Source organism: Amycolatopsis thailandensis (genome assembly GCF_002234405.1).
Classification (GTDB): domain Bacteria; phylum Actinomycetota; class Actinomycetes; order Mycobacteriales; family Pseudonocardiaceae; genus Amycolatopsis; species Amycolatopsis thailandensis.
Map to the genome: position 1 here is coordinate 17,943 of NZ_NMQT01000152.1, position 18,179 is coordinate 36,121.

Annotated in this window: 20 protein-coding genes and 1 pseudogene; 11 read left to right on the forward strand and 10 right to left on the reverse strand. The window is 68.7% G+C overall.

Translation table 11 applies throughout. The annotated features are described in order from the left end of the window. The first annotated feature begins 94 nt into the window (after nucleotides 1-94). A complete protein-coding gene (locus CFP71_RS37005) occupies nucleotides 95-1,315 on the forward strand; it encodes a hypothetical protein (RefSeq protein ID WP_244199975.1) in 1,221 nt (406 codons plus the stop codon). Here CFP71_RS37005 and CFP71_RS37010 read toward each other — a convergent pair. Together CFP71_RS37010 and CFP71_RS44430 are read right to left on the reverse strand one after the other, a co-directional pair. Continuing rightward, a complete protein-coding gene (locus CFP71_RS37010; protein WP_093938568.1) occupies nucleotides 1,312-1,824 on the reverse strand; it encodes a CGNR zinc finger domain-containing protein in 513 nt (170 codons plus the stop codon). The genes CFP71_RS37005 and CFP71_RS37010 overlap by 4 nt on opposite strands. Nucleotides 1,825-2,740: 916 nt before the next feature. After that, nucleotides 2,741-2,878, reverse strand: a complete 138-nt coding sequence (locus tag CFP71_RS44430) for a hypothetical protein (RefSeq protein ID WP_167406404.1) — start codon at nucleotides 2,876-2,878, stop codon at nucleotides 2,741-2,743. Between the two features lie 89 nt (nucleotides 2,879-2,967). Here CFP71_RS44430 and CFP71_RS37020 point away from each other — a divergent pair, with 89 nt between their 5' ends. Next, nucleotides 2,968-4,122 carry a cytochrome P450 gene (locus CFP71_RS37020; RefSeq protein ID WP_093938570.1) on the forward strand — a complete coding sequence of 385 codons (1,155 nt, stop codon included), beginning with the start codon at nucleotides 2,968-2,970 and terminating at the stop codon, nucleotides 4,120-4,122. Here the strand turns inward: CFP71_RS37020 and CFP71_RS37025 are convergent. Both CFP71_RS37025 and CFP71_RS37030 read right to left on the reverse strand, forming a co-directional pair. After that, complete coding sequence (locus CFP71_RS37025) at nucleotides 4,113-4,538, reverse strand: nucleoside deaminase (RefSeq protein ID WP_093938571.1); 426 nt, start codon at nucleotides 4,536-4,538, stop codon at nucleotides 4,113-4,115. The two genes, CFP71_RS37020 and CFP71_RS37025, sit on opposite strands and share 10 nt — an antisense overlap. 4 nt (nucleotides 4,539-4,542) lie before the next feature. After that, on the reverse strand, nucleotides 4,543-5,406 hold the full coding sequence (locus CFP71_RS37030) for a TIGR03619 family F420-dependent LLM class oxidoreductase (protein WP_093938572.1): 864 nt from the start codon (nucleotides 5,404-5,406) through the stop codon (nucleotides 4,543-4,545). 93 nt (nucleotides 5,407-5,499) lie between these two features. Between CFP71_RS37030 and CFP71_RS37035 the strand changes: the two genes are divergently transcribed. Next, nucleotides 5,500-5,946, forward strand: coding sequence for an Lrp/AsnC family transcriptional regulator (locus CFP71_RS37035; protein WP_007034427.1), 447 nt, complete (start codon nucleotides 5,500-5,502; stop codon nucleotides 5,944-5,946). A 27-nt stretch (nucleotides 5,947-5,973) separates the two neighbouring features. Here CFP71_RS37035 and CFP71_RS37040 read toward each other — a convergent pair whose 3' ends face one another. Together CFP71_RS37040 and rox are read right to left on the reverse strand one after the other, a co-directional pair. Then, nucleotides 5,974-6,363 (reverse strand): VOC family protein, encoded by a 390-nt coding sequence (locus CFP71_RS37040; RefSeq protein ID WP_093938585.1) that lies wholly within the window; start codon nucleotides 6,361-6,363, stop codon nucleotides 5,974-5,976. A gap of 68 nt (nucleotides 6,364-6,431) precedes the next feature. Then, a complete protein-coding gene (gene rox / locus CFP71_RS37045; protein ID WP_093938573.1) occupies nucleotides 6,432-7,859 on the reverse strand; it encodes a rifampin monooxygenase in 1,428 nt (475 codons plus the stop codon). A gap of 247 nt (nucleotides 7,860-8,106) precedes the next feature. Between rox and CFP71_RS37050 the strand changes: the two genes are divergently transcribed. Next, a complete protein-coding gene (locus CFP71_RS37050) occupies nucleotides 8,107-8,781 on the forward strand; it encodes a TetR/AcrR family transcriptional regulator (RefSeq protein ID WP_093938574.1) in 675 nt (224 codons plus the stop codon). Further along, nucleotides 8,778-9,911 carry an FAD-dependent oxidoreductase gene (locus tag CFP71_RS37055; RefSeq protein WP_093938575.1) on the forward strand — a complete coding sequence of 378 codons (1,134 nt, stop codon included), beginning with the start codon at nucleotides 8,778-8,780 and terminating at the stop codon, nucleotides 9,909-9,911. Before CFP71_RS37050 ends, CFP71_RS37055 begins: the two co-directional genes overlap by 4 nt. Here CFP71_RS37055 and CFP71_RS37060 read toward each other — a convergent pair. Next, on the reverse strand, nucleotides 9,902-10,540 hold the full coding sequence (locus tag CFP71_RS37060; protein WP_093938576.1) for a CGNR zinc finger domain-containing protein: 639 nt from the start codon (nucleotides 10,538-10,540) through the stop codon (nucleotides 9,902-9,904). The two genes, CFP71_RS37055 and CFP71_RS37060, sit on opposite strands and share 10 nt — an antisense overlap. 90 nt (nucleotides 10,541-10,630) lie before the next feature. On the opposite strand from CFP71_RS37060, the gene CFP71_RS37065 reads away from it, so the two are divergent. Beyond that, nucleotides 10,631-11,398, forward strand: coding sequence for an MBL fold metallo-hydrolase (locus CFP71_RS37065; protein WP_093938577.1), 768 nt, complete (start codon nucleotides 10,631-10,633; stop codon nucleotides 11,396-11,398). A gap of 7 nt (nucleotides 11,399-11,405) precedes the next feature. On the opposite strand, the gene CFP71_RS37070 is transcribed toward CFP71_RS37065, so the two are convergent. Beyond that, entirely contained in the window at nucleotides 11,406-11,993 is a 588-nt protein-coding gene (locus CFP71_RS37070; RefSeq protein ID WP_093938578.1) for a class I SAM-dependent methyltransferase, read from the reverse strand. Nucleotides 11,994-12,081: 88 nt separating this feature from the next. Here CFP71_RS37070 and CFP71_RS37075 point away from each other — a divergent pair, with 88 nt between their 5' ends. The 4 genes from CFP71_RS37075 (at nucleotide 12,082) to CFP71_RS37090 (ending at nucleotide 15,229) form a co-directional block, all read left to right on the forward strand. Continuing rightward, entirely contained in the window at nucleotides 12,082-12,666 is a 585-nt protein-coding gene (locus tag CFP71_RS37075) for a helix-turn-helix domain-containing protein (protein ID WP_093938579.1), read from the forward strand. Between the two features lie 19 nt (nucleotides 12,667-12,685). Further along, nucleotides 12,686-13,432 (forward strand): dienelactone hydrolase family protein, encoded by a 747-nt coding sequence (locus CFP71_RS37080; protein WP_093938580.1) that lies wholly within the window; start codon nucleotides 12,686-12,688, stop codon nucleotides 13,430-13,432. A 487-nt stretch (nucleotides 13,433-13,919) separates the two neighbouring features. Next, nucleotides 13,920-14,474, forward strand: a complete 555-nt coding sequence (locus CFP71_RS37085) for a dihydrofolate reductase family protein (RefSeq protein ID WP_093938581.1) — start codon at nucleotides 13,920-13,922, stop codon at nucleotides 14,472-14,474. Nucleotides 14,475-14,515: 41 nt separating this feature from the next. Then, complete coding sequence (locus tag CFP71_RS37090) at nucleotides 14,516-15,229, forward strand: class I SAM-dependent methyltransferase (protein WP_093938582.1); 714 nt, start codon at nucleotides 14,516-14,518, stop codon at nucleotides 15,227-15,229. Nucleotides 15,230-15,284: 55 nt separating this feature from the next. Here the strand turns inward: CFP71_RS37090 and CFP71_RS37095 are convergent, their stop codons facing one another. Continuing rightward, entirely contained in the window at nucleotides 15,285-16,016 is a 732-nt protein-coding gene (locus tag CFP71_RS37095) for a dienelactone hydrolase family protein (protein WP_093938583.1), read from the reverse strand. Between the two features lie 189 nt (nucleotides 16,017-16,205). After that, the gene (locus CFP71_RS37100; protein WP_093938586.1) at nucleotides 16,206-17,432 is read right to left on the reverse strand and encodes a tyrosine-type recombinase/integrase; all 1,227 of its coding nucleotides are present in this window, start codon (nucleotides 17,430-17,432) and stop codon (nucleotides 16,206-16,208) included. 298 nt (nucleotides 17,433-17,730) lie between these two features. Here CFP71_RS37100 and CFP71_RS37105 point away from each other — a divergent pair. Then, a pseudogene (locus CFP71_RS37105) lies at nucleotides 17,731-18,179 on the forward strand (response regulator receiver protein); the annotation flags it as partial.

The window sequence follows — 18,179 nt, forward strand, 5'->3', positions numbered from 1 at the left end:
CACAAGCCCGGTTTGTGGCGTTTCCCACGTCCTCCGGTGTGCGATTCTTCGGAATCGAACGGCGAGATGACCTCGCATTGTGGACACTCTGAGCGTGCTCCGTGAAGTCGACGACCTCGATCAGACCGCTGTTCCCGAGACGGCGCCCCGGCAGGGGCGTCCGGCGCGTGTGACCGAGAGAGCCCTCGACAGGCTGGCGCGGTCGCCCTATCCGAGGGCGATCCTGCTCTACCTGGTGATCCGTACGGCGAGTGTCCAGTTGCTCGATCTGCTGGCCGCCCGGCGTGGTGCGACGCTGGCCGATCGGCTGACCGCGTGGGACGGGCAGTGGTACCTGCGGCTGGCGGTGCACGGGTACGCCGATCTGCCGGGGACCCTGGACGCGGCGAGGCAGCCCTACTCGGACGCGCCGATGGCGTTCTTCCCGCTGTATCCGAAGCTGGTCGGTGCGGTGATGTGGCTCGGGTTCGACGTCGTCACGGCGGCGCTGGCGGTGTCGGTGCTGGGTGGTCTGGTGCTGGCGTGCGGGTTGATCCGGATCGGGCGGGCGGTGTCGCCGGAGCGAGGTGATCGGACCGGGTTGCTGCTGGTGGCGTTGTGGGCCGGGGCGCCGATGGCGATCGTGTTCTCGATGGCCTACACGGAGGCGGTGTTCTGCGCGTTCGCGGTGTGGGCGCTGGTGGGTGTGCTTGAGCGGCGCTGGTTGCTGGCCGGGTTGTGCGCGTTCGGGGCGGGGTTGTCGAGGTCGACGGCGGTGGTGCTGGTCGCGGTGGTGGTCGTCGCGGCGTTGATCGCGGTCTTCCGGCGTACCGACAAGCGCTGGTGGGCGTTGGTGGGTGCGGTGATCGCGCCGCTCGGGGTGGTGGGGTACCTGGGGTTCGTCGCGTACCGGACGGGGAGCTGGACCGGGTGGCAGGACATCGAGCTGCGGGGCTGGAACACCGAGTTCGACTTCGGGGTGGAGACCGCGGATTCGGTGCTGACGCGGTTGACGGGTGACGAGTCGGTGTTCAGCACGCTGACGGTGCTGTTGCTGCTGGGGGCGGTGGCGCTGGCCGTCGTGGCGGTGTTCGTCCGGGTGCCGTGGCCGTTGACGCTGTACGGCGCCGGGGTGTTGTTGCTGGCGATCGGCACGCGGGGGCTGCCGGACGCGAAAATCCGGTTCATCCTGCCGGCTTTCCCCGTGTTGATCCCGATCGCGATCGGGTTGTCGAAGCGGCGGACGGCGACAGCTGTGGCGGCCGCGGCGGCGTGGGTGGTGCTGGGTGCGTGGTTTTCGGCGCATGCGCTGACGGCGTGGCGGTACGCGATCTAGCTCGCTTGGCGAGTGCGGTGGTCGGCGACGTGGACCCTGGTGGCGCAGCGGGTGGAGCAGAACCGGCGGCGTCCGTTGCGGGAGACGTCGACGTAGACGGTTTCGCAGCCTTCGCGTGAGCAGACGCCGAAGCGGTCCGGGGCGTCGCAGACGAGGTGTGCGAGTCCTCCCGCGGTGTAGGCCCGGATCCGGGGGACCGTGCCGGCCTGGGCGTCGACGTAGTGCAGGTGGGGTGCCTTGCCGTCGTGGGTGGAGATGTAGGGCTTGGACGCGGAGTCGTGGAGCAGCGCGTTGACGAGGTCGACGCGGGCGGCGGGTTCCGCTTCGAAGACGTGCCGGAGCCGGGTGGTCCAGGCGCTGATCTCGGTGGCTTCGTGGGCCTCTACGGCGGGGACGGTCATGCGGTCTTTGAAGATCGCGGTCAGGGTGGCTGGGTCGGCGGTGTCGGCGAGGTTGATCAGGTCGGCGGCGATCTGCGCCGCGGCGCCGCCGTAAGGGTTGAAGTGCATTGAATCATTACAGCACGATCGGGGCATGGAATCGAACCTGTGCCCGCGGTGCGGCTGGCCGACGGCGGAACTGCCCGGAAGCGCGACGGACTCCCACCGGGTCTCTCAGGGGAGACTGGAGTACATCCGGTGTCTGTGCGGGAGCTGGCTCGCCCGGGTCGACGGCGTGGTTATCGGCGCGACGAAGTCCCAGACGGGTCAGGCGAATGTCGCGTAGCTGACCTTGGAGTGCGCCCTTCGGCGGCTGTCGGTTCAATCGATCAGGCTGGATCGCGGCGCCTGATTTGGGTGCTTTGCGTAGTCTTGCGAGCGGGTCGTGAGTGGTGCCGGGGTTCTATTTATATGGTAAGTCGAAATGGTGTGGCCGATCTTGTCGAGCAGGCCTTCTTCGCTGCCTTGAGGGCAGGGTTCGGACTGGCAGGCGGGCCGGTCGCGGCCAGAGTGTCCACATGGGATGGTTAGCGGCGATTGGGTGTCCGATTTGTGTTTATATGGGCTGTTCTGCGTGGGGTCGTGAGTGATAAAGAGGGTTCTAACCCTCTTTATCACTCACGACCCCGTCGCGAAGCCACGCAAAGTGCCCAAAACGGGCGTTCCGGCTGGAAGTTGTGTCTCTTGTGGACGGTCGAGGTTGCGTTCCGCTCCCGCGGGCCAGTTCAGGGCCGGCCGCCGAAGGCCCTGCCCGGCAGGAGACTCGATCACGCCTGCCCCTCAAGCCCCGAAACGCCACTTGCGACCCCATTGGCCAGGGCGGCCAGGGCGGCCAAGCGCGCGACCTGCGGCGACCGCCACCGGTGGCGATCAGAACCTGCTCAAGATCAACTTCGGCTCCGTGGCATCGGGGCAGGTCCGGCTCTGACGGACGGCGTGTGAAGTCGATTGTCCGGAACCCCGTCCTGCTCCGCTATTGACAAGATCATAATCCGCCCAATACTTTCTCGTTCGTCACGTTGATGACGAACTGGGGATTGGGGGTAAGTGCGATGAAGGCTGTTCGTTTCTTCACGCGTTCGATGCTGCGCAGCATTCGCAGCAAGGAGTCAGGCTGGGTCATCTACTACATGGATTACTGAGCCTGAAGTGTTTTCCGGTTGCGGCGGCGATCTCGGGATCGCCGCCGCAACCTCTTGTTCTGGGGGAACAATGCACACCATCGTCGACGGCGTGCCGGGCGGTCTGATGGCCGATCCGCTGCGCCATCTCCTGACGTGGGACCGGGCGGGCAAGCCGCCGGTCGTCCTGTTCGAGCCGGGTCGCTACCTGGTGTCCGACGCGGAGATCGTCCGTACGGTCCTCGCGAGCACGACCGAGCCTTTCGAGGCCCGCGCCGCCACGCTGGGGGCGGTCTCGGACTGGATCCCGGGTTCGGAGAAGAGCCGCCCGGTGAACGCCGCCATCGCGCGGGAGCTGGACACCGTGTTGCGTTCGCTGCCGCAGGAGCGGATCGCGGAGGAACTGCGGTCCGCGATGGCTGGCGAGGACTGGCCCTCGGCGGTCTCGGGCCTCTACCTGCGGTTGTTCGGCGATCGGCTGCTGCCCGATCTCTCACCGTCGGCACGCAAGGCGCTGCATCGCGCGCTGTCGTTCTCGAACCGGCGTGACCGGGACAAATCCGCCGTACTCACGCTTCGTCGTCGGATCGCGCACAGCCGGGCGGAGGCCGCGCTCTACCGCTGGGCGTCCAACAGGGACGGTGACGCCGGATTTCAGAAGGCCGTCCACGACGCGGTCGGATCGATGGACGATGTCGCACTGGTCCTGCACGGCCTGATCGGGGCCTTGTGCCGGGCGACCGCGATGGTGCTCGCCTGGTGCGTGCTGCTCGACAGCGGCTGGCGCACCGGGATGCCCGTCGGCACGACGCTGACCAGGGGAAAGTCGTCCGCTCCGGTGGAGAACCGGGTCCGCGAGGCGCTGCGATTGTGGCCGACGGCGTGGTTGATGTCCCGGAAGGTCACGAGCCCGATCGAGGTCGGCGGGGTGGCGTTGTCACCGGGCGAACGGCTCTTTCTGTGCACTTTTCTCCTGCATCGTGACCCGCGAGTGTGGAATGACGCCGACGAGTACCTCCCCGCACGCTGGGAAAACCCGCCGGAGGGATATAAAGCCGTCTATCTTCCGTATGGTTTCGGGGCGGCGGCCTGTGTCGGTTCGCGTTTCGTGAGTCAGGCGACGGCGCGGGTTCTGGAATGCTGGAGTGAATTGCCGGCCGCGGCAATCGAGCTGCGGAAAGAGAATCCGGTGATGGGGCCTATTCTGGCCCCACCGGAATTCCGTTTCGCCGGGGCTCAGGTGTAGTACCCGGCCACCGGGACGCGGGCCTCGTCGTACAAGGCGGGGCCCTCCAGCCGTACGCCGGGACCGGTCGCGGGCGGCTTGAGCGCGGTGACCTGTTCGCCGGACAGGGCGAAAACGACCCGCCCCAGGCCGGAGCGTTCGATGGCGCCCTGGCACATCCCGCACGGCTGGCAGCTGGTGTACATGGTCGTCTCCGCCGCGGTGGCGGGCTCCAGTTCTCGGGCGGCCCACACGGCGAGTTTCAGCTCCGGGTGGAAGCTGATGTCCGATTGCGACACCGAGGTGTTGTGGTCCTCGGCCAGCACCGTGCCGTCGGGGCCGACGAGCAGCGAGCCGAAGGGCGGGTCGCCGTCGGCACGGGACTTGGCGGCGAGCTCGATGGCCCGGCGGAGGAACTTCTCGTCTTCTTCGGTCATGGGTTCAGTCCTGTTCGGTTCGGTATCGGCCCAGTTCCCAGTGGGCGGCGACGGTCGCCAAAGCCTGCCACGCGGACTCCGGTCGCAGGGTCTCTTCGGGGTCACCGGAGAACGGGTCGAGCACGACCGTGTCGGCGCCGAGGTGGCGGAGCCGGTCGAGGTCGTCGACGATCTGCTCGATCGTGCCCTGTCCGGCGAGGCGGCCGGGGTCGGTGACCGGTTTCGCGGTGATGTCCAGCAAGATCCGCGGGGTGAACGCGGGGACCGGCCGCCCCTGGGCGTCGGCGATGGTCTTGACCCTGGTGAGCGCTTCGGTGAGCCAAGGGAGGGTGGTCCGCAGCGGGTGCCAGGCGTCGCCGACGCGGACGGCGCGGCGGATCCCGGCGTCGCTGTTGCCGCCGACCCAGATCGGGATGTCGCCGGCGCGGTAGTCGGCGTCGTCCGACCAGGCTGTCCGGACCGCGTCGAGGTGGCCGTCGGTCAGCCGTCCGCGCTTCTCGAACGGGACGTCGAGCGCTTCGAACTCCTGACGGGCCCAGCCGGACGCGACGCCGAGCACGAGCCGTCCGCCGCTGAGCTGGTTGAGGTTCGCGGCCATGCGGGCGATCAGCAGGGGATGCCGGTACGGGACGATGAGCACGGTGGTTCCCAGCCGGATCCGGTTCGTCACGCCGGCGAGCCAGGAGAGGGTGGTGAACGGTTCGTAGAACGGCGCCGGGTACTGCTCGGCGACGTCGGGGGTGATGGCGACGTGGTCGGACACCATGAGCAGGTCGTAGCCGAGGCCTTCGACCGTGGTGGCCCAGCCGCGGAGGATTCCGGGGTCGGTTCCCGGTCCGAAATTCGGGACGTTTACACCTATTCGCACTGGTCAAGGCTATCGGCGCGGCCCGAAGACCGGGAAGAGATCTTTCCCGGCATAACGGCCTTCGTGCCGTGGATCTGCCGGTATTCTCGCCGGATGGCCGAGACTCTCGACGCGACGGACTGGGCGATCCTGGTCGAGCTCCAGAAGGACGGGCGGCTTCCGCTCACGGAGCTGGGGAAGCGGGTCAGCCTGAGCGCGTCGGCGACGACGGAACGGGTCAAGCGGCTGGAGTCGGCCGGGGTGATCACCGGCTATCGCGCCGAGGTCGATCTGGAGAAGGCCGGGTACGTGGTGCTCGCGGTGGTGCGGCTGAAGTACCCGGGCAGCAAGCACGCGCCGTTGCACAAGCTCCTGGCGGAGCGGACCGAGATCCTCGAATGCCTCCGGACGACCGGTGACGACTGCTATTCGCTGAAGATCGCGGCGCCGTCGATGGGGCGGCTGGAAGAGATCGTCAACGAGCTCGCGCTGTTCGGGAGTACGAACACCAACATCGTCTACAACCAGACGCTGCCTTACCGGGGGCCGCAGGGCCCGTGACCGGTGCGGTCACGGGCCCGTCGAGTGTCAGCCCCGGCTCACCGTCTCCCAGAGGCCGGTGACGTTGCCTTCCGGGTCCTTGAAGTAGGCGGAGAAGCCCATGTCGCCGACCGCGGTCCGCCCGACGAGGGTCGCGCCGCCTTGTTTCTCGATGACCGCGAGCGTGTCGTCAATGCTGTCGACTTCGAGCACGATCACCGGGCCGGACGCGACGCTGGACTTCTTGTCCAGCATCCCGCCGTTGATGAAGCCCGGCTCCGCGGGAATCCCGCCGTCGCCGGTCGGCCCCGAGACGACCATCGTGTAGTCGATCCCCGGCGGGACGTCGATCTTCCAGCCGAAGACCTCACGGTAGAAGTCGCGTGCGCGTTCGCCGTCCTCGAAGGGGATCTCGAAATGCACGGCCCGTCCGGTCATGGTCATCAACTCCTGTCGTGGCAACGGGTTCGGAACGCCACCAGCCAATAGCCGGTGAGCCCGGCGCGCTAGAGGACTTGGCCCTCTCCGAACCACCGGCGCAACGCGGTGAGCAGCTCCTGCCGGTCTTCACCGGCCCATGCCACATGACCGTCCGGTCGCAGCAGCACCGCCGGTGCGTCCAGTTCCTCGCTGACGTCGACGACGTGGTCGACGCGGTCCGCCCAGCCCCGCGCCGAAAGCTCACCGGTCTGGTCGAGCAGCAGGCCGCGGCCGCCGCGGGTCAACCCGTAGAGGTGCCCTTGCTTGAGGTCGAGGTCCCGCATGCGGCGGCCGAGCAGTTCGTGCCCGTCGCCGAAGTCGTAGCGGATCGCGGTCGCGGTGATCTTCTCGGTCAGGTAGCGGCTCACGTCTTCGAACTCCATCAGCTCCGCCAGCAGCCGCCGGACCGCCTGGGATCCTGGGTCGAGCGACATGAGCTGCATCTGCGCGCGGGTATTGTCCAGGACCGCGGCGGCCACCGGGTGCCGTTCGCTCTGGTAGGTGTCGAGCAGGTCCGCCGGCGCCCAGCCGTTGACCGCGGCGGCCAGTTTCCAGCCGAGGTTGAAGGCGTCCTGGACGCCGAGGTTGAGCCCCTGCCCGCCGACGGGCGGGTGGATGTGCGCCGCGTCCCCGGCCAGGAACGCCCGGCCGACGCGGTACCGCTCGGCCAGCCGGGTCGCGTCGCCGAAACGGGAGAGCCAGCGCGGCGAGTGCACACCGAAGTCACTGCCGGCGACGGCCTTGAGCTGACGTTTGATCTCCTCGAAGGTCGGTGGGACCCGGGGGTCTTCGGCCAGGCCTTCGGCAGGCACGCCGACCCGGTACACCCCGTCGCCGATCGGGGAGAGGCCGAACCGCAGCTGGGTCTTGCGGACCTCGGTCATCACGGCGAGCACCGTTTCCCAGTCCTCGGTCAGCTCCATTTCGCCGAGCAGGGTCTCGGCCGTGGCGGGCTCGCCGGGGAACCCGATGCCGAGGAGCTTGCGCACCGTGCTGCGGCCGCCGTCGCAGCCGACGAGGTAGCGCGAGCGCAGCGTCGTGCCGTCGGACAGCTCGACGTCCACCCCGTCGTCGTCCTGGCTCAGGCCGGTCACTTCGAGGCCGCGCCGGATCTCGACCCCTGCTTCGGCGGCGTGCTCGATCAGCAGCCGGTCGGTGACGGTCTGAGGAATGCCGAGGATGTAGGCGTGGGCGCTGTCCAGCGACGGCGGCGATTTGACGATGCCCGCGAAGGAACCGCCCACCGGATACTTCGTTCCGTGTTCGAGAAAGCGCTCCAGCAGGCCTCGCTGGTCCATTACCTCGATGCTGCGCGCGTGCAGGCCCATGGAGCGGACGACCTTGGACTGTTCCAGGTCCTTCTCCAGGACGACCACGCGAATGCCGTGCAGCCGCAGTTCGGCGCCCAGCATCATGCCGGTCGGTCCGCCACCGGCGATGATCACGTCGATCAAGAGTTCCCCCGTTTGTCGAGCTCGTGTTCCGGCGGGAGATTCTGCGGCACGACCGGGGTCTTGCCGCAAGCCCCCAGGTGCGCTATACGTTAGAAGTGGCAGGGAGAGCTGATCTCTCTGCCTTCGTCATTTCAGTCCGCAGTGGACGGACAAACCCCCGTTGGAATGAGTTCCGCCCGATGTGACCTGTGTCGAACATGTTCGCTACGAACTTGTTCGGAACGAACATGTTCGTTAAGCTGACCGCATGGCACCAGAGAAGAGCCGCCGGGAACGACCGGCCAAACCCGCGCTGACCCGTGACGGCATCGTCGCCGCAGCGGTCGGGATCCTGCGCGAGGACGGCCTGCGGAAGGTCACGATGCGCCGCTTGGCGCAGGAACTCGACACCGGTGCGGCCTCGCTCTACGTCTACGTGCGCAACACCGCGGAACTGCACGCCGCGATCCTGGACGAACTCCTCGGCACGATCCCTTCGCCGCCGCCCGAAGGCGGCTGGCGAGACCGCCTCGAACGACTGCTCATGGCTTACACCTCGATGCTGCTGGAATACCCCGGCCTCGCCCTGTCCGCGCTCGTGGCCCGCCCGAGCGGTGAGCATTACCTGCGGCTGTGCGAAACCCTGCTCACGCTCCTCGCCGAGGGCGATGTGCCATCCGAACGGCGCGCGTGGGGGATCGACCTTCTCTTGCAACACGCGACGGCGACCGCCGCCGAACACGCCGACGAGGACTCGCCGGAGGACTGGGACGCCCTGGCGCGCGCCGTACGCGACGCCGACGAGACGACCCACCCGCAGATCGCCGCCCACGCGGCCGACCTGCTCACCGGACGACCGGCGCAGCGGATGTCGTGGGGATTGCAGGTGCTGATCACCGGGATCGCGGACACCGCCGTACCACCCGAAAGGACCCTGACATGACCATCCATCACCCCATCGCGATCATCGGCGCCGGCCTCGGTGGCCTCACTCTGGCCCGCGTCCTGCACGTCAACGGCGTCGAAGCCGCCGTGTTCGACCTGGACGCCTCACCGTCCGCGCGGACGCAGGGCGGAATGCTCGACATCCACGAGGACTCCGGTCAGGAAGCGCTCCGGGCCGCCGGTCTCCACGACGACTTCCGTGCGCTCGTGCACGTCGGCGGTGAGGCCATGCGCATCCTCGACCGGCACGCCGTCGTGCGCTTCGAGGAAGCCGACGACGGTGACGGCGGCCGCCCGGAAGTCGCCCGCGGTGATCTGCGAGACCTCCTGCTCGGTTCGCTGCCCGAAGACACCGTGCGCTGGGGCGCCAAGATCACCGGTGCTCGCCCGCTCGGCGGCGGGCGGCACGAGGTCTCCCTGGCCGACGGCACGACGTTCACCACGGACCTGCTGATCGGCGCCGACGGCGCGTGGTCCAAGATCCGGCCCCTGGTCTCCGACGCCCGGCCGGCCTACGAGGGGATCTCCTTCGTGGAGGTGCACCTCCACGACGCCGAGGACCGCCACCCCGCGAGCGCCGCGCTCATCGGCGGCGGCATGTTCTTCGCACTCGGTGCGGGCAAAGGGTTCCTGGCACACCACGACATCACCGGCAGCCTCCACGTCTACATCGCGCTGAAGACCGCCGAAGACTGGATCGCCACGATCGACTTCGGCGACACCGCCGCCGCGAAAACCGCCGTGCTGCGCCATTTCGACGGCTGGGACGAGGGGCTGCGCGCGTTGATCACCGACGCGGACGGCGACCTGGTGCCGCGGCCGATCCACGCGCTGCCGATCGGTCACCGCTGGGACCGCGTCCCCGGCGTCACCTTGCTCGGGGACGCCGCCCACCTGATGTCGCCGTTCGCCGGTGAGGGCGCCAACCTCGCGATGCTCGACGGCGCCGAACTCGGCCTGGCCCTGGCCGCCCACCCCGGCGACGTCGAAGCCGCTCTCGGTGCCTACGAGCAGGCTCTGTTCCCGCGCAGTGAAGCGTCGGCGGCCGAATCCGCCGAGTCGCTCGTCCGCTGCTTCGCCGAGGACGCCCCGAAGGCACTGCTGGAGCTGTTCGCGTCCTACCGCTGAGCCACTCCGGCCGGCTGGGACCGCCTGGCGTAGGCGCGAGCGGCGCGGGCGCGGTCACCGCAGCGCACGGAACACCACTGACGCCGTCCGTTGCGCAGGAAGAACCGCGTGCACGGCGGAGAGCCGCAGGCGGCGATCCGTTCGGCGTCCGGCCCGGTGAGCAGGTCAGCGGCGTTCGCGGCGAGCGTCGCCAGTGCGTGTTCGACGATCTGGGTGATCGGATGCGACGCGGTCCGGTACAGCCCTCGAACCGGGTCCCAGCGCAGCAGTTCCGCGGTGGGCGCCTTGCTCAGCGCCTCGTTGACAGCGTCGAGAGCGCTCCGTGGAGCCGGGTCCGAGCACGACCTCGACGCGAGCAGCACCCGTACCTGCTCCCGCAGGGAACGGACCAGTCCCGCGCACATCTCCTGCAGCCCGGCGTCGACCGGGGCGAGTCCCTGGCCGACGAGCCAGTCCGTCGCGGCGGCCGGGGTGCCGAGGAGGTCGGTGAACTGGCCGCCGGGCAACGCGATCGTGGTGTTGGCGAGCGCCAGCGCCACGTACTGCTCGTCACCCGGTGCGGGCGGCAGGGCAGCGGAGTCAAGATCGGTGTCGTCCACCTTCTCATGGTAGGCGCCAGGCTCAACCATGAGAAAGCCTCACGGAAACCATTGCACTCTTCCGTGAGAACTCGCTAACGTTGCTCACGGAAGAAAGTCGATCTATCCGTGAGGTGAAGGATGAACCAGATCAGTGAACAGCTCTCCGTACGGGTCTTCGGCGGGCCGACCGCGCTGATCGACTACGGCGGCCTGCGGCTCCTCACCGACCCGACCTTCGACGAGCCCGGTCACTACGCGCGGCCCGACGGGAGACCAGGCCTGACCAAGACCGCCCCGGCTTCGATCGCACCCGCCGACCTCGGCCGGATCGACGCCGTCCTGCTGTCCCACGACGAGCATCCCGACAACCTCGACAACTCCGGCCGGAAACTACTGGCCGATGTTCCGCTGACCCTCACCACGCCCAGCGGCGCGGGCCGACTGGGTGGCACCGCGAAAGGACTGTCCACCTGGGAATCGGTCGAACTGACCCGGCCGGACGGGGGAGTGGTGACCGTGACCGGCGCGCCCGCGCTCCACGGACCGGAAGGCGCGGAGAAGGTCACCGGTGACGTCGTCGGCTTCGTGCTCACCGGCGAAGGTCTGCCGACGGTCTACGTCAGCGGCGACAACGCCTCGCTCGACGCCGTCCGGCAGGTCGCCGACCGGTTCGGCCCGGTCGACACCGCCGTGCTCTTCGCCGGCGCCCCGCGATTGAAGCCGGTACTCGACGGAGCCCTGCTCGTCCTCGACAGTGCCCTGGCCGTGGAGGCGGCAAGAATCCTCGGCGCCCGCACGGTCGTCCCCGTGCACATGGACAGCTGGGAGCACTTCACCGAAGGCCGCGAGGACGTCGTCGCCGCGTTCACCTCCGCCGGTCTGGCCGACCGGCTGCGGCTCGGCTGACGCGCGTTCACGGGCGCCGGGTGGCGCGCACGACGACGTCCTCCAGCGGAATCTGCCGGTCGCCGTGGATCCGCCGGCCCTCCTCGGCGGTGACGACCTCCCAGTCCGTCTCGTCCAGCCGTGTCGTGATGGCCGCTGCGGTGACCGACGCTTCGGCGGGCGAGGCGTGTCCGTGGCCGTGATGGCTGTGGAGGTGCCCGACGATCAGCAGCGTGCCCCCGGGCGCCACCCAGTCCGCGAGCCGGTCGTAGAACTCCAGCTGCGGCATCGCCGGATGCGCGTAATGAGTCGTGACCAGGTCGAACCGCGTGTCCGGTGACCAGCTGCCGAGGTCCGCCTCCACCCAGGTCACGTGCTCGGATCCGGCACGCCGGGCGGCGCGGGCCAGCACCGCGGACGAGATGTCGGCGGCGGTCACCCGCCACCCCCGCGAGGCGAGCCAGATCGCCTCCGCGCCCTCGCCGCAGCCCGCGTCCAGCGCCGTCCCCGGCTTCAGCTCACCGAGCTCCCGGGCGAGATACGGGTTCGGCGGGCTCGCGGCGCCGCTCTCGCGCCAGTGCTCTTCCCAGTACTCCTTGTCGAACCCGTGCGTCATCGGTCGTCCCTCTCCGTTCGTCTCCGACGATCATGACGAGCATCCGGACGGAATGGCAAAACTTGTTGCCGAATGGCAAATTGGAGGCATGGACGAGGCACTGGGCCGCACGCTCGACGCCGTCGGGCCGAGGCTGAAACAGCTCCGGCAGCGCCAGGACATCACGCTGGCCGACCTCGCCCAGGAGACAGGCATCTCGACCAGCACGCTGTCCCGGCTCGAGGCCGGGCTGCGGCGTCCCACCCTGGAGCAGCTCCTGCCGCTCGCCCGCGCCCACGGCCTCACCCTCGACGAGCTCGTCGACGCGCCGCCGACCGGCAATCCCCGGATCAACCTGCGCCCCATCGCCTGCGGGGACGGATCGACCATCCTGCCGCTGACCCGCAGACCCGGCGGCATCCAGGCCTACAAGTTCGTCCTCCCGCGCGGAGACGACGACGCCGAGCCGGACCTGCGCACCCACGAGGGATACGACTGGGTCTACGTTCTGAATGGCACCCTGCGGCTGGTCCTCGGAGACCACGACCTCACCCTCGAACCCGGCGAAGCGGCGGAATTCGACACTCGCACGCCGCACTGGTTCGGCGCCACCGGCGCCGGTCCCGTCGAGTACCTGAGTCTCATCGGACGGCAAGGCGAACGAGCGCACATCCGCGCCGCGCCGTCCCTGTAGCGAGAAAGGAAGAAGCGTCATTCCCGCCATCACGCCGAGCATTCCCACCCCGGACGGTCAGTCCGACGCCTTCGCCGCCTTCCCCGACGGTGGCGGCGAGCACCCCGGCGTCCTCCTCTACCCGGACGCCTTCGGGCCACGCCCCACGCTGTGGGACATGGCCCGCGAACTGGCCGGGCACGGGTACTACGTGCTGGTCCCCAACATCTTCTACCGGCACCGTCCGGCGCCGGTGTTCGACCTTCCCGAGTACATCACCGCCGAGGTCAGGCCCGGGCTCTTCCAGCAGATCATGCCCCTCATCCAGGAACACACCGCGGAACGCGCCCTGCGCGACGCCGAGGCCTATCTCGGCTTCCTCGCCGCGCAGCCCGAAGTGCGGCCCGGACCGGTCGCCACGATCGGCTACTGCATGGGCGCCGTCCTCGCGATGCGCACCGCGACCGCCCACCCCGGCAGGGTCGCCGCCGTCGCCGGATTCCACCCCGGGGCCCTGGTCACCGACGCACCCGACAGCCCGCACCGCCAGATCCCGGCCCTCACCGCGAAAGTCCACCTCGGCCTCGCCGAGGGCGACATGACACCCGAGGCCATCACCGAGATCAGCCAGGCTTTCGACGCCGCCGGTGTCAGCTACAGCTGCGAGATCTACCCCGGCACCACGCACGGCTACACCATGGCCGACACCGACGTCTTCGACGACGCCGGATCGAAGCGCCACTGGGAGCGGCTGCTCGCCCTCCTCGACAACGGTCGTGAGTGGTAAGGACGATTCCGCCGTCCTCACCGGCGGCTGACGGGGGAGCCACTCTCAGCGTTTCTCTCCTCCGCTCCGTGAAGGCCTCCTTCACTACCTTCAGGGTCAGGGGCTCGGCAAAAGTCGCCTCTCCGCTGGTCAGGGAGGTTGTGAAAGCCACTTTCGCAACGGTGAAGGTTGTGAACGTGGCTTTCGCATCACCACCACCCCTGCCCGGCGGGCCCGGCGGCATCAAGCGTCGTGAAAGCCACTTTCGGGACATCAGACGTCCTGAAAGTGGCTTTCACGACACCGCGCACCGAGTCCCTGACTGCCCCCGGCCGCCGGACCGGCGCGATCTCGACACCGCTCACGCGACGTCACCGAGACCCTGACCCTCAAGGCAGGCAAGGATGCCTTCCCGACTCGACACCGACAAATAAAGTTGTCTTGACAGACTCAGTGTTCAAAGGGAGAGTGGTCGCGGACAGGCCGACAAGGAACAGGAAAGGCACCCATGAGAAAGCTGATTCTGGGTTTCTACGTCTCGCTCGACGGCAAGAGCGCCGACGGGGACAACGGCATCCGGGACGTCATGATGAGCATCGACGACCCCGAGCAAGAGGAGTACTTCGTCAGCCGGCTTTGGGACACGGGGGCCTTCCTCATGGGCCGCAACACGTATGAGGCCATGGCCGACTACTGGCCCGGCTCCGATCACCCCTCCGCCAAGGCCATGAACGAGATCCCCAAGGTCGTGTTCTCCCGCACCCTGAAATCCGCCGACTGGCCCGAGACCCGGATCGCCAGTGGCGACACCGCGGAGGAGATCGCCAAGCTCAAGGCCGAGCCCGGCAAGGACCTCGTCGCCGCCGGCGGTACCGAGTTCCTGCACTCCCTGATCAGGCTCGGCGTGGTCGACGAGTACCACCTGTGGGTCCTGCCCGCCGCCACCGGCAAAGGGGCACCGCTGTTCCCGGAACTGGATCAACCGCTGAACCTGCGCCTGGTGGAAAGCAAGGCGTTCCGCTCCGGAGTCCTGAAGCTGGTGTACGCGGCGGCCGACGAGTAAGACCCGACGCGCGCCTGGTGAGTCGTGCCATATTGGGCCATATGTCTGCCGCACCCGAGGTCGTGGAAAACGACTACGACAGCTTCGCCGAGGCCTATGCGGCCGAGAACGAAGCCAGTCTCAACAACGCGTATTACACGAGACCCGCGATCCTGAACCTTGCCGGGGACGTGTCCGGCCGTCGGATCCTCGACGCGGGCTGCGGCGCGGGTCCGATCACCGAAGGTCTGCGCGACCGGGGCGCCATCGTGACCGGATTCGACTCCAGCGCCAAGATGATCGAGCTGGCCCGGAAGCGGCTCGGCGCCGACGCGGACCTGCGAGTAGCCGACATGGGCAAGCCGCTGCCGTTTCCCGACGGCGCGTTCGACGACGTCATCTCGGCCCTGGTGCTGCACTACCTGGAGGACTGGACCGCACCGCTCGCCGAGATCCGGCGCGTCCTGAAGCCCGGTGGCAGGCTGATCCTGGCCGTCAACCACCCGATCATCTACAAGCTCATTCACCCCGAAGCCGACTACTTCGAGACCGTCAAGTGGAGCGACGATTACACGTTCGACGGTCAGGAGGCCGTGCTGACGTACTGGCATCGTCCGCTGCACGCGATGACCGACGCGTTCACCGAGGCCGGCTTCCGGACCGCCGTCGTCAGTGAGCCGCCTCCGGCGCCGGAGGCGTACGAGCTGTTCCCCGAGGAACTCGCGGGCAGGACAGCGTTTCTGAGCTTTCTGTTCTTCGTCCTCGAGGCTGTCTGACGGGCTCGTGAATGGGTGAGGACAGCGCGAACCGTCCTCACCCATTCACGAGGCGCTACTTCAGATGCCGCGCGAAGAACCGGTTCGCGGGCTCACCCTCGAACTGCGGGACGCCGGTGTGCCCACCCATGTTGGCGTGCAACGTCTTCTCTATCGAGCCGAAAGCGTCGAACAGATCCAGGGCCTGCTGCCGGTCGTTTCCTTCGTCATCCCACTGCAACAGGACATGCAGCGGAATGGTGACCCGTCGGGCCTCGTCGAACGTGCCGCGGGGCACGTAACTTCCCGCGAACAGCACGGCGGCCGCGATCCGCGGCTCGACCACCGCCATCCGGACACCGATGGCGGTCACCCCGCCCGCGATCCCGACCGGCCCGCCGATCTCCGGCAGCGCCAGAAGAGCGTCCACAGTGGCCTGCCATTCCGGGACCGCTTGGTCCACCAACGGGGCGACGAGGCGTTCGACGATCTCGTCACTGACCGGCTCGCCCGCCTTCACGGCTCGTTGCAGGTCGGCGCGGGCCTGGTCGACGGCGGCCAACCGAGGCCGGTCACCGGCTCCGGGAAGCTCGATGGCCGCGGCGGCGTAGCCCTCCGCCACGGTGCCCAGCGCCCGGGCCGCCAGGCGGGGGTGCATCTTGCCCAGCCCGCCGGGGTGCCCGAGCAGGATCAGCGGGACCGGAGCGGAGACGGTCCCGGGCGTCCACAGAACGCCCGGGACCTCGCCGAGGGCGAACTGGCGCTCGAGGACGTCGCCGTCGAGACGCTGTTCGGAAGTGAAGTGCATGGTCGTGCCTTTCGGGAGTGCTCATGAACGGCGCTCCCGGACGACCTACCGCCCGACCGTGACCCCAGAGGGGAGCACCCATGTCGTCATCAGGTTCACGGGTACCACCTCCTCGATCTGTCGCACGGTCCCCGGAAAGTTAGCAGTGGCCCCGCAGGTTCGCCAACGGGTTTTCGCGAGCCCGAAAGGTCACGTGGACGCGGGGTGCCACGCGTCGGCGACAAGGTCGACAGCGCTGCGCGCCGGATCCCGGGCGGCATGGTCGTAGACGCCACTGGTCGTGTCGATGCTGGCGTGACCGACGTCGGCCTGCACGTGCTCCAGCGACGCCCCGGCCTCCACCGCGGCGGTGACATAGAAGTGCCGTAGCGCGTGCGGGTGCATCATCTCCGCCACACCGGCCAGGTCCGCCCCGGCGCTCGCGGCGACCCGGCGCAGCAGCTGCCAGACCGCCTGCCGGGCGAACCGGCGCCCGTTCCGGGTCACCAGCAACGGCCGGTCCGACTGAGCCCCGCCGGCTCGCTTGCCCGCCACGATCGCGGACCCTGCCCCGTCCGCGCGCAGCGCCAGATACTCCAGCAGCGCGTTCTCCGCGGGCACGCTCAAGTAGACGACCCGGACCTTCCCGCCCTTGCCTCGCACCCGCAGCGCCCGGCGCCCGCGCGTCACGTGCAGATCCGCCTCGTCCAGCCCGCATAACTCGCTGACCCGCAACCCCAGCGTGAACAACGCGACGACGGTGACCGCGCGGGCGACATCGCACGCGCTCGCACCCCTCCGTGGCGTGCCCGCGGCCCGGTGCAACGCCGCGACCTGCCGCGTCGTCAGCGTGATCGTCGCCGAGGTGCTCGCGGCAGCCGCTGTCAGCCCCAGCCGCCGCCGGTCCAGCGCCGCCGGATTCGCCGCCACCACGCCCGCGTCGGCCAGGGACGCGTACATCGTTTTCACCGTGGCCAGCATCCGGTCCCGCGTGGACGGAGCCGCGCCCGCCGACTCCAGGTCGCTCAGCCACGTCTTGACCTGTGCCGAGGTCGCCACCGTCGGATCCACACCCTTTGCCACGCACCATCGCAGCCAATGGCAGGCCCGTAATCGGCCCCGGCTCGCGGGCGGTGGTGCCGACCGGCGCGTCGGCTTGGTCGCGGGCGCGACGACGACGGCCTGGGCGTAGTCGGCCACGGCGTCGGCCCATCGGTCCGGGGCCGTGATCTCGGGTTGCACCCAGGCACCGAGGTCGTCGGCGGTGACCGGAAGCCCCAGCCCTTCGGCATAGGTGCGGCGGGTCTGGCGGTTGCCGTATCCGGTCAACCACTCCGTGATGCCCGAAAGCAGACCGGCCGGATCCGCCACTCCCGGCCAGACTTCGCTCTCTCCGACGAGTTCTCCGGCGGAATCGGCGCCGGACAGGAGTTTCATTCGATCACCGTAGTGGTCGCGTTCGCGGCGATCGTGACGGCTTCGGATCGTCACCGTGACGAAACGGGGTGGTCATCCGGGGACCGCCAACTCCAACTGTTACCGGCGGTAACGGCAAACGCGTTTTCGGATCGGCCGATTGAGCCTCTTTCGACGGGCGATCGGGCGCATCTCAGGGGAGAACGGGACGAAATCGAACTTAGCTACAAAATGTATCTTCTGTAGCTAAGTTAGGTTCTAGTTATCACTACTGCTACCTCAGTTATAGGTTGCGTAACCAACAAGGTAGACTTCGGGCATGGTTGACAACGAGGGCCCGGCAGCCGAAGAACACGTGCCGGAGCAGGCACGATGCGGGTTTCGCAAGTGCCGGCAACCGCTGCCGCCGCCGGGACCGCGGGGAGGCAGGCCCTACGAGTTCTGCCCCGACCGGACGTGGCCGGGCGGGAAAACCTGCAAGCAACTGGCCGCGGCGGAGCAGGCTCTGCGGGAGGCGCTGGGCGACGAAGCCGTACCGGCAGGGGCCCTGTCGGACGCCGGGCAAGCCTTCGAGCAAGCCGCGGCCGCGGTGACCGGCCCGCTGCGCACGTTGAGCAACGCGCTCGACGCCGTCACCGCGCACCTGCGCGACGAGATCGCAGCGGCCGTCGGTCAGGCCGACGCCGCCCGGGAGGCCGCGGCGGAAGCGGACCGGCAACGAGACGCGGCGCTGGAACGAGCGGCGGAGGCCGAGCAGACCGCCGAGCG

What these genes read in the sequence shown, in the direction of transcription:
- CFP71_RS37010 (WP_093938568.1), bottom strand. Translation starts at nt 1,824, where the DNA reads ATGCACTTCAACCCTTACGGCGGCGCCGCGGCGCAGATCGCCGCCGAC.
- CFP71_RS44430 (WP_167406404.1), bottom strand. Translation starts at nt 2,878, where the DNA reads ATGACCCAGCCTGACTCCTTGCTGCGAATGCTGCGCAGCATCGAACGC.
- CFP71_RS37020 (WP_093938570.1), top strand. Translation starts at nt 2,968, where the DNA reads ATGCACACCATCGTCGACGGCGTGCCGGGCGGTCTGATGGCCGATCCG.
- CFP71_RS37025 (WP_093938571.1), bottom strand. Translation starts at nt 4,538, where the DNA reads ATGACCGAAGAAGACGAGAAGTTCCTCCGCCGGGCCATCGAGCTCGCC.
- CFP71_RS37035 (WP_007034427.1), top strand. Translation starts at nt 5,500, where the DNA reads ATGGCCGAGACTCTCGACGCGACGGACTGGGCGATCCTGGTCGAGCTC.
- CFP71_RS37040 (WP_093938585.1), bottom strand. Translation starts at nt 6,363, where the DNA reads ATGACCGGACGGGCCGTGCATTTCGAGATCCCCTTCGAGGACGGCGAA.
- CFP71_RS37050 (WP_093938574.1), top strand. Translation starts at nt 8,107, where the DNA reads ATGGCACCAGAGAAGAGCCGCCGGGAACGACCGGCCAAACCCGCGCTG.
- CFP71_RS37055 (WP_093938575.1), top strand. Translation starts at nt 8,778, where the DNA reads ATGACCATCCATCACCCCATCGCGATCATCGGCGCCGGCCTCGGTGGC.
- CFP71_RS37060 (WP_093938576.1), bottom strand. Translation starts at nt 10,540, where the DNA reads ATGGTTGAGCCTGGCGCCTACCATGAGAAGGTGGACGACACCGATCTT.
- CFP71_RS37065 (WP_093938577.1), top strand. Translation starts at nt 10,631, where the DNA reads ATGAACCAGATCAGTGAACAGCTCTCCGTACGGGTCTTCGGCGGGCCG.
- CFP71_RS37070 (WP_093938578.1), bottom strand. Translation starts at nt 11,993, where the DNA reads ATGACGCACGGGTTCGACAAGGAGTACTGGGAAGAGCACTGGCGCGAG.
- CFP71_RS37075 (WP_093938579.1), top strand. Translation starts at nt 12,082, where the DNA reads ATGGACGAGGCACTGGGCCGCACGCTCGACGCCGTCGGGCCGAGGCTG.
- CFP71_RS37085 (WP_093938581.1), top strand. Translation starts at nt 13,920, where the DNA reads ATGAGAAAGCTGATTCTGGGTTTCTACGTCTCGCTCGACGGCAAGAGC.
- CFP71_RS37090 (WP_093938582.1), top strand. Translation starts at nt 14,516, where the DNA reads ATGTCTGCCGCACCCGAGGTCGTGGAAAACGACTACGACAGCTTCGCC.
- CFP71_RS37095 (WP_093938583.1), bottom strand. Translation starts at nt 16,016, where the DNA reads ATGCACTTCACTTCCGAACAGCGTCTCGACGGCGACGTCCTCGAGCGC.
- CFP71_RS37100 (WP_093938586.1), bottom strand. Translation starts at nt 17,432, where the DNA reads ATGAAACTCCTGTCCGGCGCCGATTCCGCCGGAGAACTCGTCGGAGAG.